Origin of the sequence: Kitasatospora sp. NPDC087271 (assembly GCF_044744605.1) — a bacterium.
Taxonomy (GTDB): Bacteria; Actinomycetota; Actinomycetes; order Streptomycetales; family Streptomycetaceae; genus Kitasatospora.
In genome coordinates this window covers 14,075-28,279 of the sequence record NZ_JBIUYQ010000038.1, presented here as the reverse complement: position 1 = coordinate 28,279, position 14,205 = coordinate 14,075, and the positions used below count along the sequence as shown (strand labels likewise).

Genomic DNA, 14,205 nt, shown 5'->3' with positions numbered 1-14,205 from the left:
CAGCTCGTCCGATGGGCGAGACGGCCGGCGTCGGATCGTGGGACCGCCCGCCGGAGCCCGGAAAAGCGCCCCGGGCCTGTGCCGACGGGCCCGGGGCGCTCCCGGTGGCCGCTCAGACCCGGCAGGCCGTCTCCAGCCAGACGTCCCCGAGCGACTCCTCCAGCGGCACCTGTGTCCGCCAGCCGAGACGGTCCCGGGCGGTGCGCACGTCCGCCTGCCGCCACGGCACCGGCTCCCCCGCCGCGACCCGGCCCTCCGGCCGGTGGCCCTCCACCCGGTGGCCCGGCAGGTGGTGGCCCGGCAGGTGGTCGCCGACCGGGCCGCCGGCCTGCGCGGGCAGCAGGACCTGGCGGTTCTCCTCGACGATCGCCCCCTCGAAGCCGGACGCCCGGACCAGCAGCTGGGCCGCGTCCCGGGCCCGGACGGCGTGCCCGCTGCCGATGTTGACCACCCCGGTGGCGGCCGACACCGCCGCCGCCTGAATCGCCCGCGCGACGTCCCGCACGTCCACGAAATCCCGGTATCCGGACAGGTCCGGCATCCGCACCTGGGTTTCGTCCCGCTCCAGGGCCCGCCGCAGCCCCTCCGCGAGCCGCCCGAACAGCGAGGCGGTCGGCGCCCCCGGGCCCACCACGTCGAACACCCGCAGCACCGCAGCGTCCAGGCCCGACGCCAGCACCAGCTCCGTCCCGGCCAGCTTGGACACCCCGTACGGGCCGACCGGCCGCGGCTCGGCCTGCTCCGACACCGGCACCCCGCCCGGCACCGGGCCGTACTCGGCGGCCGAGCCGACGTGCACCAGCCGGGCCGGCTCCCGGCTGCGCCGGATCGCCTCGCAGACGGTGGCGACGGCCAGCGTGTTCGACCGGATCAGGGTGCGCGAGCTGCCGTAGGTGGCGCCCGCGCAGTTGATCACCACCTGCGGCACGACCGCGTCCAGGAACCGGGCCAGCGCGCCCGGGCTTCCGGTGGTCAGGTCGAAGCGGATGTCGGCCGAGTCGCGCCGGCCGAGCACCGTCACCTGCAACTCCTGGTCCATGAGCAGACGATCGGTGACCCGGCGGCCGATGAAACCGTCGGCGCCCAGCAGCAGCACCCTCATCGGGGGCGTCCTTCCACGAAGCGAGGTCGGGGACGACCTGGCGGACTGAAAATCAAGAGCGGACTGAGTGAGAGCAGAGAGAAGGGGGCGGCGCCCGGGGCCGCACCGGCGGGCGGGGCTCAGCGGTGCGAACCGGCCCGGCCGAGCACGGCCCAGGCGTACGCCAGCAGCACCGCGGCGACCGCGCCGCCGCCGAGCACCCCGGCCGTCGGCCCGGAACGGCCCAGGGCGAGCAGCCCGAGCGCCACGGCGGGCCCGGCCAGCGCACCCGCCGCGGCGGCCGCCGTCCGGCCGCAGCGGGCCAGCAGCGCGGGCAGCACCAGCAGCAGGCCCAGCACGCCCTGCGCCGCCCACTGAGCGGCGCCGGCCCGTTCGGCCGCCAGGTGCAGCAGGCCCCCGCCGTGGCCCGGCCCGGGGCGCGGCGCGAGGACGGTCAGCACCGCCAGCGCGGCGAAGGTCAGCACCGCGAGCACCGCCAGGTGCAGGGCGACCGCCACCGGGAGCACCGGCCGCATCCGGGACCGGAACTCGGCCAGCGTGGCCGCCGCGCCGAGATGGCCGCGGCCGACCTGCCGGTACCAGCGGGCCGCCCGCTCGGCCGACCCGGCCGACACCGCCCCGGCCAGCACCAGCGCGGCGGTCAGCCGCCGGTCCCCGTCCGCCGCGGCCAGCGGGAGCAGCAGCAGCGCGGCCAGGCCCAGCCCGTGCCCCAGCGCCGCCGGGTGCCACCGGGAGCCGGCCCGCCGCGGCGCCCGCGCCGGGCCCAGCCCGTCCACCGCGCCGCAGGGGCGGGTGTCCGGCGGGCCGGGCTCGGCGGCGGGGTCCGCGGCCAGGGCGGGCACCAGCACCAGCGGGACGGCGGCCGGCAGCAGCACCGGCCAGCGGGCGCCGAGCGCGACCACGGCCGCGCAGGGCAGCGCGGCCAGCGCGGCGGCGGTCAGCGTCGCCCGGGTGGCGGCGGCGCACTCCCGGCCGCGCGGCGGCTCCGGCACGGGTGGGCGGCGGGGCACCCGCGCGTACAGCTCCTCGGCGAGCGAGAACAGGTCGGCGTGCCGGCAGCGCGCGGCGGCCTGCGGGCCGAGCCCGGCCTCCTCCAGTCCGGCGGCGATCTCCAGCGGGTCGACGGCCCGCTCGCACAGCGCCCGGTGCTCGGCCATCACCTCGCGCACCGGGTCCCCCACCGGGCTCCCGGGGCCGCCCGGCGCCGCGCCGCCCGCCATCAGACGGCCTCCGCGAGGGCGCCGGGGCGCTCTTGCGCGCCGGCGTCGCCGCCCCCGTCCTCCGGCCGCTCGGACCCGGCCGGCCCGGCGCCGTGGCGTCCGCCGGGGCCGTCCGCCGCGTCCGGGGCACCCTGGCCGCCCGGGCCGTCCGGCGCGCGGCGGCCGTCGGCGAGCCAGTACTCGGCGGGCCGGGCGAACGGGCGCGGTGGCTCCCCGGCCGCGCCGCCGGCCCCGCCGCCGGGGAAGGCCGGGTACTGCGAGACCAGCTCCAGGTAGATCTCCCGGAAGGCGCCGATCACCGGCTCCACGGCGAAGCGTTCCTGCGCCCGCAGCCGCCCGGCCAGCCCGAGCCGGGCGCGCCGCTCCTCGTCGCGCAGCAGCGCCAGGCAGGCGCCGGCCAGCGCGCGCGGGTCCCGGGCGGGCACCAGCAGCCCGGTCGGCCCGACCACCTCGCGAGCCACCCCGACGTCGGTGGACACCACGGCCCGGCCGCTGAGCATCGCGTCCGCGAGCAGCCGGGGGCTGCGCTGGGACAGCGCGGAGAACACGGCCAGCGTGCCGCCCTCCCAGACCTCGGCGAGCGAGCCGGGCCGCCCGGCGAAGTCCACCGCCGCGGCCAGTCCGAGCCGCTCGGCGAGCGCCGCGCAGTGCGCCCGGTAGCCGGGCGCGGCCTCCTCGCCGTGGATCACCAGCCGGGCCCTCGGCAGGTCGGCGCGCACCCGCGCGAAGGCGTGCAGCATCAGCTCGGTGTCCCGCCCCGGCTCCAGCGCGCCCGCCCACACCAGGGTCGGCACGGCGGGCTCGGGCCCGGCCGCCGGGCGGACCACCGCGGGCGTCCCCTCGTACACCACCCGGGTGCGCGCCGGGTCGGCCCCGCAGCGGCGCTGCCACTGCTGGTCGTGGGCGCTGCCGGGGGTCAGGACGGCCGCCTGCCGGTAGGTCTCCTCGGTGAGCGCCCGGAAGTACGCCAGCAGCAGCGCCCGGACCGGCCACCGGTACGGCGCCTCGCGGTGGCCGAGGTACTGCTCGCGCAGGTGCAGGCCGTGCTCGGTGACCACGAACGGCACCCCGTGCAGGTACCGGGCGACCAGCGCGGGCAGCGCCGCGGGGCCGCCGCCGACCACGTGGCACAGGTCGGCGCCGCCGAGGCCGTCGGGCCCGGTGCCGTACCAGGGCGCGGACAGCGGCCGCAGGCACTGCTCCAGCAGGTCCGCCGCGACCAGCACGTCGCGGACCAGCGGCTGCCCGGCCGAGGTCTCCGCGCCCGGCAGCCGCCAGACCCGCTCCAGGGTGCGCCGGGCGTGCGCGGAGGCGAGGAAGGCGGGCAGCCTGCCGTCCTCCCGGGCGAGGACGGCCAGCCGGTACAACCCGGCCCCGAAGCCGGCCCGCTCCCCCGGCAGCACCAGGGCTCTGACCAGGTCCTCGTACGCCCGGGCGTACTGGCGTCCGCGCAGCGTGCCGGGCACCCGGCCGCCCGGCCGTCGCCCCCACAGCGCCAGCTCGCGCGCCCCGCGCCAGGCGGGCGACAGCCGCTCGGCGGTGCCCTGGCCGCCCTGGCCGGTCAGCAGGTACAGCCCGAACTCGTGCTCCGGCAGGCCCGCGGCCAGCCGGTCGCACCAGCCTCCGGCGCCGCGCCGGGAATGTGGGCCGGCACCCTCGGTGAGCAGGGCGATGCGCACGGGAGACCTCCAGGGCAGAGCGGATCACGGGCGGGCGGATCACGGGCGGGCGGATCGACGGATGGCTTGAGCGGCTTGAGTGGCCACCGGGGCGGCCCCGCACGGCGGCGGGGACGGTCCGGGGGCGAGGAGTCCGGTCGGCCGGGTACGACACCGCGACGCTCCCCCGGGGCGGGGCACCACCGAGCGGTGGTGCGGCCGTCCGGCCCGACGGTCCGGCCGCGCCCCTCCCGCGATCCGTTCCCCCGGGCGCACGCCCGTTCCGGCGGGTCGGGCCCGACCCGCCGGGCCCCCTGGGTGCGGCCGCCCTCCGGATTTCCCCGGCGTCCGCGGCCTCCCCCACACCTGTTCGGTCCGACAGCAGAAAGGTAGGACCGGGCCCGGGCAATCCATCGGTCACATGCCTGGTTGCCACCTGAACGAGTGAACGGGCGTGACCTCGCCCCGAACCGGGCCGTTACCGGGCGGTGCCGGCGGCCGGGCGCCGGTCGCCGGCCTCCCCCCTCATGGCGGACGATGGGAGTGGCCTTGTTCGCCGCCGCGAGGGGCCCCGGGTCCACGATGCCGGCCCGCGCTCCGCGCTCGGTGACGCCGCCGGTGCGGTGCGTCACGAGGTTCGGATTCCGACGGCCCGGACGGCCGTTCCGGCCCCTGTCACACCCCTGCCGACGCCGAGGTCAGCGCCGTATTGTGGGCTCCTGACAAGGAGGCCGAGGTCCTTTTCTCACTCCCGCCGAACGCGGAAGCGGTTACCGAAAAGTAGAATCGGCCCTCTTGCTAGCCCCGAACAACCGAAGTGAGGAGCGCCGTGACGGCCATCCAGGAGGCGCAGGAGCGCCCGCGCGGTGCCCGCCTGCCGCGAAGCGCCCGCCGTGAACAACTGCTCGGTGCCGCCCAGGAGGTGTTCGTCGCGCAGGGTTACCACGCGGCCGCCATGGACGACATCGCCGACCGCGCCGGGGTCAGCAAGCCGGTGCTGTACCAGCACTTCCCCGGGAAGCTGGAGCTGTACCTGGCGCTGCTGGACAAGCACTGCGACGCCCTGGTCGAGTCGACCCGCGACGCACTGTCGACGACCACCGACAACAAGCTCCGGGTGGCCGCGACGATGGAGGCGTACTTCAACTACGTCTCCAGCGAGTCCGGCGCGTTCCGCCTGGTCTTCGAGTCGGACCTGACCAACGAGCCGGCCGTGCGCGAGCGGGTCGAGCGGGCCTCCGAGGCGAGCGCGACGCTGGTCAGCAAGGTGATCCAGGAGGACACCGACCTGCCCGAGGCGGAGTCCAAGCTGCTCGCCGCCGGGGTCTGCGGCCTGGCCCAGATCACCGCCCGGTACTGGCTGTCGCAGGGCCTGGACATCCCGCGCGACGAGGCGGCGCGACTGGTCGCCAGCCTGGCCTGGCGCGGGCTGAAGGGCTTCCCGATGCACCCCACCTCGGAGGGCGGAGAGGCCCTCTAGCAGGGGTGATCCACCGACCTTCGCCGCCGCGGTGATCCCGTGCTCTATGGTGAAGCCGTACGGCGCGGTCGTCGCGAACGCTTGTCCCAGGCGGTCGGGGTGTCCGCGCGTGGAGGCTGCAACCCCGGAGGGACGGAAGCCGTGGAGGTCAAGATCGGCGTGCAGAACACGCCGCGCGAGATCGTGATCGAGAGCACGCAGAGTGCCGATGAGATCCAGAGCGCGATCGCCAAGGCGCTGGAGGGTTCGGAGAAGCTCTTCGCGCTGACCGACGAGCACGGCCGCCGCGTCATCGTCCCGGCCGAGCGCCTGGCGTACGTGGAGATCGGCGAGCAGGCCGCCCGCAAGGTCGGCTTCGGCACCGCCTGAGGCGTCGTCCGAGCTGCTCACCCGGTGCCCCGCTCCCCCAGGGAGCGGGGCACCGTTGCGTGTACGGCCGGGTCGGCCGGGGTACGGCGACAGTGCGGCCGTCGGCGCCGCGCGCCCGTCCCCGGGAGGCAGTTTTGCTGGTCGAGTCGATCGCCTTCGCCCTCGTCGGCCTGGCCGCGGGCCTGGCCGCACTGCTGGCGCGGCCCGCGTACTTCCGGGCGGCCCGCACCCTGACCCTGGGCACCGCCCTGGCGGCGGCGCTACTCGGCGGGACGGTGGCGCACTTCTGCCTGGACGGGCGCTACCCGGCGGCGTCGATCGCGGCAGCGGCGCTGGCCTCGGCGGTGCTGACCACGACGCTGGCCCGGCCGGACCTCGCCGCCGGGCGGGCCCCGGCGCACCGGCACCACCCGCACCGGGCCGGTGTCCACCGCACCCGGCGCCACCGGCCGGCCTGACGCCCGGGCCGGACGCCCGGGCCGGGCAGGCCCTAGCTGGCCAGGCCCAGGGCGGCCATCCGCCGGGTGTGCGCCTCGGTGATCCGGTTGAACATCTTGCCGACCTCGACCAGGTCGAAGCCCTGCACCTGGACGCCGCCGACCAGCAGGTTGGACAGCGCGTCCCGCTCGGCGACCACCCGCTGGGCCTGGCTGAGCGCCTCGCCCATCAGCCGCCGGCCCCACAGCGCGAGCCGGCCGCCGGAGCGCGGGTCGGCCTCGATGGCCTGGCGCACCTTGTCCACCGCGAACTGGGCGTGCCCGGTGTCGGACATGACGCCGAGCACCAGGTCGCGGGTGTCGTCGTCGAGCCGGACGGCGACCTCGCGGTAGAAGTCGGTCGCGATGGCGTCGCCGACGTAGGCCTTGACCAGGCCCTCCAGCCAGTCCGAGGGCGCGGTCATCCGGTGGAACAGCTCCAGCGGCTCGACGAACGGGCGCATCGCCTCCTGCGGGTCGGCGCCGATCTCGGCGAGCCGGTCGTGCAGGCGCTGGTAGTGCTGGAACTCGGCGGAGGCCATCCGGGCCAGGGCCGCCTTGTCGGCGAGGTCCGGCGCCAGCTTGGCGTCCTCGGCGAGCCGCTCGAAGGCGCTCAGCTCGCCGTAGGCGAGTGCGCCGAGCAGGTCCAGCACCGCCGCCCGGTAGCCGGGGTCGGCCGAGCACGCGGCCCAGTCCCCGATCGAGCCGGCCGCGGCGTCCTGCGTCTCACCATGGGTCTCCATGACCCGCCACCTTAGTCCCGCCGGCCCGGGGGACCCACCCTGGCCGGCCGTCGGCCGGTCGCCCGGGTGACCGGCCGGAACACCCCTTCCGGCCCGGGTCGGGAGGGGCAATGTCAGACGCGTCACGTGTTCGAGTCGTCGCCTGACTGTATGGTGGTACGGAGCCCCGTCGTGTTCGCACGGTGTCACCGCCGTCTCGGTGTCCCGCGCAAGCCCGCTCCGAAGCGGCACCGTCCATCCGGACGTGTCCGCACCGGAGCCACGGGTACTCACGTACGCGGATGCCCGGTCGGAGAGCCGATCGGCTCCGACCATGGCTTGGACTTCAAGCCTTGGCACCGCATCAGTGGCCGAGCGAGGGCCGCCGAGACCGCGCCCCCTGGCGAAGGTCCCGCGCAGGTCCCTCATGGGAATCCTCCCCGACGCCGCCGGCGACGCGCCCCGCACAGGGCAGCGCGCACCGGCCGGCCGCAGGGACCGGCGCGGTTGTGCGTCCGCTCAGCTGCATCAGGGCCGCCAGGCCCGTACGCAGCCGTGCGGCTGCCCGCCCGCCGCTCGCTCTCGGCCCCTTTCACACGGAAGAGGCAGCACCCTGTCCACCACCGCTGAACCCATCAAGACGACGTTCCGGGATCTGGGAATCCTCCCGGAGACCGCCGAGGCGCTCGAGTCCGTCGGCATCGTCCACCCCTTCCCCATCCAGGAGATGACCCTCCCGGTCGCGCTGACCGGCCACGACGTCATCGGCCAGGCCAAGACCGGCACCGGCAAGACCCTCGGCTTCGGCCTCCCGCTGATCGAGCGGTGCGTCGTGCGCGCCGACGTGGACGCCGGCCGGGCGACCGAGGAGCAGCTCTCCGACGGCCCGCAGGCGCTCATCGTCGTCCCGACGCGTGAGCTCTGCACCCAGGTCACCAACGACCTGCAGACCGCCGGCAAGGTCCGCGACGTGCGCGTCCTGGCCGTCTACGGCGGCCGCGCGTACGAGCCGCAGGTCGAGGCGCTCGCCAAGGGCGTCGACATCGTGGTCGGCACCCCGGGCCGCCTGCTGGACCTGGCCGGGCAGAAGAAGCTGAACCTGTCCAAGGTCCGCTCGCTGGTCCTGGACGAGGCCGACGAGATGCTCGACCTCGGCTTCCTGCCGGACGTCGAGAAGATCATCACCATGCTGCCGGCCAAGCGGCAGACCCTGCTGTTCTCGGCCACCATGCCGGGTCAGGTCATCAGCCTCGCCCGCCGGTACATGAGCCAGCCCACCCACATCCGGGCCGCCGCCCCGGACGACACCGGCACCACCGTCGCCAACATCGAGCAGCACATCTTCCGCGCGCACTCGCTGGACAAGGTCGAGCTCGTCTCGCGCATCCTCCAGGCCGACGGCCGCGGGCTGGCGATGATCTTCTGCCGCACCAAGCGCACCGCCGCCGACGTCGCCGACCAGCTGACCCAGCGCGGCTTCGCGGCCGGCGCCGTCCACGGCGACCTCGGCCAGGGCGCCCGCGAGCAGGCGCTGCGCGCGTTCCGCAACGGCAAGGTCGACGTGCTGGTCTGCACCGACGTCGCCGCCCGCGGCATCGACGTCGAGGGCGTCACGCACGTGGTCAACTACCAGTGCCCCGAGGACGAGAAGACCTACCTGCACCGGATCGGCCGCACCGGCCGGGCCGGCGCCTCGGGCACCGCCGTCACCCTGGTCGACTGGGACGACATCCCGCGCTGGCAGCTGATCAACAAGGCGCTGGAGCTGACCTTCAACGACCCGGAGGAGACCTACTCCACCTCGCCGCACCTGTACGAGCTGCTGAAGATCGCGCCGGGCACCAAGGGTGTGCTGCCGCGTTCGGAGCGGACCCGGGCCGGGCTCGGCGCGGAGGAGGTCGAGGACCTCGGCGAGACCGGCGGGCGCGGTGCGCGCACCGCCCGGGCCAAGGGCCCGCGCAGCGGCTCCGGCCGCACCGGCGCCCCCGAGGCCGCCGTGGCGACCGAGGAGAAGCCGCGCCGCACCCGTGAGCGCCGCCGCACCCGGGGCGGCTCCGCGGTCGCCGAGGGCGAGGCCGGGACCGTCGTCGAGGCCCCCGCGGCCCCGGCCGTCGAGGGCACCGAGGGCGAGGCGGCCCCGCGCCGCCGTCGCCGCCGTTCGCGCGGCGCCGCCGCCGGCGAGGCCGCCGTGGTGGCCGAGGCCGTCGCGGTGACCGAGGCGGCCGTGGCGGCTCCGGTCGCCGAGGCTCCGGCCGCGGTGGCCGTCGTGGCCGCCGCCGAGGCCGTCGTCGAGGCCGCCGTCGCGGAGAAGCCGGCCGCCCGCACCCGGACGCGCGCCGCCCGCAAGCCGAAGGCGGAGGCCGTCGAGGCCCCGGCCGAGGCTCCGGCCGCCGAAGCCGCCGAAGCCGTCGAGGCCGCCGTCGCGAAGAAGCCGGCCACCCGGACGCGCACCCGCAAGCCGAAGGCGGAGGCCGTCGAGGCCGTCGCCGAGGCCCCGGCCGTCGAGGCCGCCGTCGCGGAGAAGCCCGCCACCCGGACGCGCACCCGCAAGCCCAAGGCCGAGGCCGCGACCGCCCCGGCGGCTCCGGAGGCTGCGGCCGCCGACGCCGCGACCGAGGTCCCGGCCCCGCGCAAGCGCACCCGGGCCCGCAAGGCCGCCGCCGCGCCGGAGGCCACCCCGGAGAGCTGACGCACCCCGTCCCGGAGGGGGCGGGCCGGGCCCCTCGCGGTCCGGCCCGCCCCCTCCGGCGTTCCGGCGTTCCGGCGTTCCGGCGTTCCGGCGTTCCGGCGTTCCGGCGTTCCGGCGTTCCGGCACAGGCTGGATAGGGTCGGGGTCACCGGCCAGTCGCCCGCAGGAGAGCAGCCCATGAGCACGCCGCCGTTCCTCACCCTTCCCCGCTGCGCCCGCGCGCTGCGGCTGTCGACCAGCCGCGGCGGGTTCGCCGCGCTGCGGGCCGAGCCGGACGGGCCGGTGCGCGGCTCGGCGCTGCTGGTGCCGGGCTTCACCGGCAGCAAGGAGGACTTCATCGCCCTGCTGGAGCCGCTGGCGGCGGCCGGCTACCGGGTGACCGCCGTCGACCAGCGCGGCCAGTTCGAGACCGGCGGCCCGGACGACCCGGCCGCGTACGCCGTCGAGGCGCTGGGCGCGGACGTCCGGGCGCTCACCGAGGCCGTGGCCGCCGACGACGGCCCGCCGCACCTGCTGGGGCACTCCTTCGGCGGCCAGGTGGTCCGGGAGGCAGTGCTGGCCGCGGCCGCGGACGGCCCGTCGCCGTGGCGCTCGCTGACCCTGATGTCCACCGGCCCGGGCGCGATCGACCCGGCCGAGGCGGCCCGTACCCAGCTGCTGCTGGACGTGCTGCCGGTCATGAGCCTGGAGGAGATCTGGCAGGTCATGCGGCAGATGGAGGAGGGCAGCGGGGACCAGAAGCAGCGCCCGGAGCCGGCCGTCGCGGAGTTCCTGCACCGTCGCTGGCTGGCCAACGTACCGCTGTCGCTGAGCGTCACCGGTGGCCATCTGGTCGCCGCGCCGGACCGGGTGGCGGAGCTGGCCGCCGCCACCGCCGACCTGCCGGTGCTGGTGCTGTCCGGGGTGCGGGACTACGCCTGGCCGGTGCCGGAGCAGACCGGGATGGCGGAGCGCCTGGGGGCCCGCCGGGTGGTCGTCGAGGACGCCGGCCACTCCCCCAACGCCGAACGCCCGGCCGCCACGGCCGAGGCGCTGGCCGCGTTCTGGGCCTGAGCCGCACCGGTCCCGGAGAGTGGTCTGAACCACTTCTCGAAGTTCGACCGTCCTCAACACAGGACAAAAGTCGTTAGTTACGGTAATCTTTGATTCTGTCCGGGAATCATCGCCGGCCTCCGCGTCGGCGCGAATCAGCCGAAACCTGGACTTCACGGTCGGGCAACGGCCCGGAAGCACCACCACGTCACCGTGGTTCACGAGGCACCAGCCGCACCAGGCAAGCAGGGGGAGCCCTTGCCGCAGCAGACCGCCGCACGTACGAACCGAACGATCCGGCCGCACCGCCGGACCCGCAGGACCCCGAAAGGGCTGGTACCCACTCAGCCGCAATCGCCCCGACCGACGGGGCAAGAAGAGGAGACGCCCATGACGAAGACCATGCGCTTCGAGATCGTCCGACTGGACGACGCCAACGGCTCCGCCGCCGACCGCCTGATAGCCGACGCCGAGACCGTCCGCGAGTTCGTCCAGGCCGCCGCCCGCACCGGTGAGCGCCTGCTCATCCGCCCGTGCCCGACCGTCTGACCACGCGCGGCGCCTCCGACCGGGAGCCCTCACCCGCCGCCGACGAGCCGGGAGCGTCCGATCCGGACGTTCCGATACCCGACTGACGCCCTGTCACCGCGATCGCCGATGACAGGGCGTCAGTGCGTCCGGGCCCTGGGCCCGTAGACGTTTGCCGCCGCCCGCCACGGGACATCCCCCAACGGGAACCGCCCGTGCCGCGCCGCCCCACCCGCGCCGAACGGGCCCCGCCACCGACAGGTGCCGCCGAGCCCTCCGTACGGGTGATCGTCCTTGACGCGGCGGTCCGGAGGGAGGAGCGTTGTCGCCTATGAGGGGCGAGCCAAGCTGCCCGAGGTGCGCCGGTCGGGTCCGCGCCCCCGGTCTGTTCTCAGACACCTGGCAGTGCGACCGGCACGGAGCGGTGCACCCGATGCAGCCCGTGCTGCCACCGAGCGTCGAAGCCCTGGGCGTCGCCGTCGCCCGCTCGCAGGTCCCCGTCTGGCTGCCCTGGCCGCTCCCGGTCGGCTGGCTCTACACCGGCATCGCCCACGTCGGCGACGACGTCTCCGGCGCCCGGGCCACCGCCGTCGCCTGCTCCGGACCGGCCCCGCTCGGCGGCTTCGGCGAGCTGGTGCTCGTCGCCGAGGAGCTGGGGGTCGGCCTCGGCGCCCGCTACGCCGGGATGCCCGGGCCCGACCCGGGCGACTCCGTCGGCCTCTACAAGCCCGCCGACGCCAAACTGCTGGCCGCCGGGCGGCCCACCCCGATGTTCCACGTCCCGGACGCCCCGGTCGACCGCGCGGTGTTCGTCGGCGAGGCCCGCGGCCTCTGGCTCTGGGCCGTCGCCTGGCCCGAGCAGTCCGCCCTGGTGATGTACGACGAACTCGTCCTCACCGACCTGCGCGAGGCCGGCGCCGAACTGGACCTGCTCCCCTGCGGGGCCCTCTCCCCCCGCCTGCTGGGATAGGTCCTGTCCGGCCGGGGCCCGGCGCCCTGTCCTATCCTGGGCGGCACCCCGAGCCCTCAGGAGTCCGCCCCGTGCGCATCGACCTGCACGCCCACAGCAACGCCTCCGACGGCACCGACAGCCCGACCGAACTGGTCGCGGCGGCCGTGGCCGCGGGCCTCGACGTCGTGGCGCTCACCGACCACGACACCGTCGCGGGCCACGCCGAGGCCGCCGAGGCGGTGCGCGCGCTGCCGGACGGCAGCCGGCTGACCGTCGTCCCGGGCGCCGAGCTGTCCTGCGTGGTGGGCGGCGTCAGCATGCACCTGCTGGCGTACCTGTTCGACCCGGACGAGCCGGAGTTCGCGCGCGAGCGGGAGCTGGTGCGCACCGACCGGTTCCGGCGCGGGCGGGCGATCGTCGAGCGCTGCCGCGAACTCGGCGCGGACATCAGCTGGGAGCAGGTGCAGCGGATCGCCGGGACCGGCTCGGTCGGTCGCCCGCACATCGCCAGCGCGCTGGTCGAGGCGGGCGTCGTGGCCACCGTGTCGGACGCCTTCACCGCCGAGTGGCTGGCCAACGGCGCCCGGGCGGACGTCCGCAAGCACGAGACCGACCCGATCGAGGCGGTCCGGCTGGTCCGGGCGGCCGGCGGGGTGCCGGTGTTCGCCCACCCCGGCGCGGTCAAGCGCGGGCGGACCGTCCCGGACCAGGTGATCGCCGACCTCGCGGCGGCCGGGCTGGCGGCGCTGGAGGTCGACCACACCGACCACGACGAGGAGACCAGGGTGCGGCTGCGCGGCCTGGCCGACGAGCTGGGACTGCTGGTCACCGGCTCCAGCGACTACCACGGCAGCCGCAAGACCGTCCGGCTCGGCGAGCACACCACCGATCCCGCGGTGTACGAGGCGCTGCTGGCGCAGGCCACCGGCGCGAAGCCGATCGGCGGCTGAGGGCCGCGCGCCGGAGTGCGGGGGCGCGGTAGGAGCGCGCGGCCAGGACGGGAGACCCGTGACCTGAGCCCCGGTCAGTCCAGCCGGACGCCGCGGCGGTCCGGGTCGCGCAGGTCGGCGCCCTGCTCCAGCCAGCGCTCCTGGAGCGCGGCCGCGCCGTGCACCCGCTTCCAGCCGGCCTCGTTGGGCGTCATCGGCAGCAGCGGCAGGAAACGGACCGGGTCGGCCGGCTCGTCCAGCTCCAGGTCCGGCACCAGGCCGCCCGGCTCGGCGGCCAGCACCGAGGTGAACGGCGCGCCGTCCCACAGCGGGGCGCCGAGGTCCAGCGAGCCGCCGGGGGCCACCACCAGTCCCTCGACCTGCGGGGTCGCGGCCAGGGTGGCCAGGCTGCGCAGCACGCTGTCGCGCCCGCCGCGGACGGTCAGCACCAGTTCGGCGCGCGGGCCGCGCAGTTGGTCGGCCACCGGTGCGGTCGGGTCGGCCATCGGCGCGGCGGACATGCCGAGCGTCGCGTACCGGACCAGGCCGTCGGCGTCCGGGCCGAAGCGCAGCACCTCGATCCGGTCGGTGCCGAGGAAGGTGACCGCGGCGCGGCCGCTCGGCTCGCCGAAGGTGGTGATCAGCCGGGCCTCGACGGCGGCCAGCACCGCCTCCCGGGAGAGCGCCGGGGAGCTGCCGCCGTGGGGTTCGCCGAAGAGCGGGAAGTCGTGCGCCATGCCGGTGAGCGTAACCCCCGGGGGCGGGCCGGCCGTGTGCGGGCGGCCCGGGCAAAGCCTCGGGAAAGCCCGGGGCGCCGATGGTCGGTCAGATGTTAGGGTGAGCGACTGGCCACCGGGAATCCTCAGGTTCCCGGGGCGGCGGCACGAAGGAGGTGGTTGCGGTGGATACCGGCCGACCATGCAGTACCGGCAGCTCTACCCGGCCCCGACTTCCCCGTACCCCTCGCCACGCAGGCTGAACCGGCTGATCCAGCCGAGGTAGCCCGGGCAGGCCGGACGCGGACGAACCGGCCGGGAGAGCACCCTCA

13 protein-coding genes are annotated in these 14,205 nt (G+C 76.4%); 8 read left to right on the top strand and 5 right to left on the bottom strand.

All coding sequences use genetic code 11. From position 1 onward, the window contains the following. Positions 1-112 precede the first annotated feature (112 nt). The 3 genes from ACIO9K_RS35685 to ACIO9K_RS35675 form a co-directional block, all read right to left on the bottom strand. On the bottom strand, positions 113-1,102 hold the full coding sequence (locus ACIO9K_RS35685) for an NAD-dependent epimerase/dehydratase family protein (RefSeq protein ID WP_363621473.1): 990 nt from the start codon (positions 1,100-1,102) through the stop codon (positions 113-115). A gap of 119 nt (positions 1,103-1,221) precedes the next feature. Continuing rightward, positions 1,222-2,322 carry a hypothetical protein gene (locus tag ACIO9K_RS35680; RefSeq protein WP_400335978.1) on the bottom strand — a complete coding sequence of 367 codons (1,101 nt, stop codon included), beginning with the start codon at positions 2,320-2,322 and terminating at the stop codon, positions 1,222-1,224. Continuing rightward, entirely contained in the window at positions 2,322-4,001 is a 1,680-nt protein-coding gene (locus ACIO9K_RS35675; protein ID WP_400335975.1) for a DUF3492 domain-containing protein, read from the bottom strand. Before ACIO9K_RS35675 ends, ACIO9K_RS35680 begins: the two co-directional genes overlap by 1 nt. 808 nt (positions 4,002-4,809) lie before the next feature. Here ACIO9K_RS35675 and ACIO9K_RS35670 point away from each other — a divergent pair. From ACIO9K_RS35670 to ACIO9K_RS35660, 3 genes are all read left to right on the top strand, one after another. After that, entirely contained in the window at positions 4,810-5,460 is a 651-nt protein-coding gene (locus tag ACIO9K_RS35670; RefSeq protein ID WP_363586740.1) for a TetR/AcrR family transcriptional regulator, read from the top strand. 141 nt (positions 5,461-5,601) lie between these two features. Further along, positions 5,602-5,829, top strand: a complete 228-nt coding sequence (locus ACIO9K_RS35665) for a DUF3107 domain-containing protein (RefSeq protein ID WP_063347919.1) — start codon at positions 5,602-5,604, stop codon at positions 5,827-5,829. A gap of 134 nt (positions 5,830-5,963) precedes the next feature. Beyond that, complete coding sequence (locus tag ACIO9K_RS35660; RefSeq protein WP_363586741.1) at positions 5,964-6,287, top strand: hypothetical protein; 324 nt, start codon at positions 5,964-5,966, stop codon at positions 6,285-6,287. A 32-nt stretch (positions 6,288-6,319) separates the two neighbouring features. Here the strand turns inward: ACIO9K_RS35660 and ACIO9K_RS35655 are convergent, their stop codons facing one another. Beyond that, positions 6,320-7,048 carry a ferritin-like fold-containing protein gene (locus tag ACIO9K_RS35655; protein ID WP_063347921.1) on the bottom strand — a complete coding sequence of 243 codons (729 nt, stop codon included), beginning with the start codon at positions 7,046-7,048 and terminating at the stop codon, positions 6,320-6,322. A gap of 706 nt (positions 7,049-7,754) precedes the next feature. Here ACIO9K_RS35655 and ACIO9K_RS35650 point away from each other — a divergent pair. The 5 genes from ACIO9K_RS35650 (at position 7,755) to ACIO9K_RS35630 (ending at position 13,178) form a co-directional block, all read left to right on the top strand. Then, a complete protein-coding gene (locus ACIO9K_RS35650; RefSeq protein WP_363621468.1) occupies positions 7,755-9,716 on the top strand; it encodes a DEAD/DEAH box helicase in 1,962 nt (653 codons plus the stop codon). Positions 9,717-9,893: 177 nt separating this feature from the next. Next, the gene (locus ACIO9K_RS35645) at positions 9,894-10,769 is read left to right on the top strand and encodes an alpha/beta fold hydrolase (RefSeq protein ID WP_363621466.1); all 876 of its coding nucleotides are present in this window, start codon (positions 9,894-9,896) and stop codon (positions 10,767-10,769) included. 369 nt (positions 10,770-11,138) lie between these two features. After that, complete coding sequence (locus ACIO9K_RS35640; RefSeq protein WP_159398440.1) at positions 11,139-11,297, top strand: hypothetical protein; 159 nt, start codon at positions 11,139-11,141, stop codon at positions 11,295-11,297. A 310-nt stretch (positions 11,298-11,607) separates the two neighbouring features. Further along, positions 11,608-12,246, top strand: a complete 639-nt coding sequence (locus ACIO9K_RS35635; RefSeq protein ID WP_363586743.1) for a DUF6758 family protein — start codon at positions 11,608-11,610, stop codon at positions 12,244-12,246. 71 nt (positions 12,247-12,317) lie between these two features. Next, positions 12,318-13,178: a PHP domain-containing protein gene (locus ACIO9K_RS35630; RefSeq protein ID WP_363586744.1), complete on the top strand. Its 861-nt coding sequence runs from the start codon at positions 12,318-12,320 to the stop codon at positions 13,176-13,178. A 74-nt stretch (positions 13,179-13,252) separates the two neighbouring features. On the opposite strand, the gene ACIO9K_RS35625 is transcribed toward ACIO9K_RS35630, so the two are convergent. Continuing rightward, positions 13,253-13,894 (bottom strand): suppressor of fused domain protein, encoded by a 642-nt coding sequence (locus tag ACIO9K_RS35625; RefSeq protein ID WP_363586745.1) that lies wholly within the window; start codon positions 13,892-13,894, stop codon positions 13,253-13,255. Positions 13,895-14,205: the final 311 nt, after the last annotated feature.

What these genes read in the sequence shown, in the direction of transcription:
- ACIO9K_RS35635 (WP_363586743.1), top strand. Translation starts at nt 11,608, where the DNA reads ATGAGGGGCGAGCCAAGCTGCCCGAGGTGCGCCGGTCGGGTCCGCGCC.
- ACIO9K_RS35645 (WP_363621466.1), top strand. Translation starts at nt 9,894, where the DNA reads ATGAGCACGCCGCCGTTCCTCACCCTTCCCCGCTGCGCCCGCGCGCTG.
- ACIO9K_RS35650 (WP_363621468.1), top strand. Translation starts at nt 7,755, where the DNA reads ATGACCCTCCCGGTCGCGCTGACCGGCCACGACGTCATCGGCCAGGCC.
- ACIO9K_RS35625 (WP_363586745.1), bottom strand. Translation starts at nt 13,894, where the DNA reads ATGGCGCACGACTTCCCGCTCTTCGGCGAACCCCACGGCGGCAGCTCC.
- ACIO9K_RS35685 (WP_363621473.1), bottom strand. Translation starts at nt 1,102, where the DNA reads ATGAGGGTGCTGCTGCTGGGCGCCGACGGTTTCATCGGCCGCCGGGTC.
- ACIO9K_RS35640 (WP_159398440.1), top strand. Translation starts at nt 11,139, where the DNA reads ATGACGAAGACCATGCGCTTCGAGATCGTCCGACTGGACGACGCCAAC.
- ACIO9K_RS35680 (WP_400335978.1), bottom strand. Translation starts at nt 2,322, where the DNA reads ATGGCGGGCGGCGCGGCGCCGGGCGGCCCCGGGAGCCCGGTGGGGGAC.
- ACIO9K_RS35655 (WP_063347921.1), bottom strand. Translation starts at nt 7,048, where the DNA reads ATGGAGACCCATGGTGAGACGCAGGACGCCGCGGCCGGCTCGATCGGG.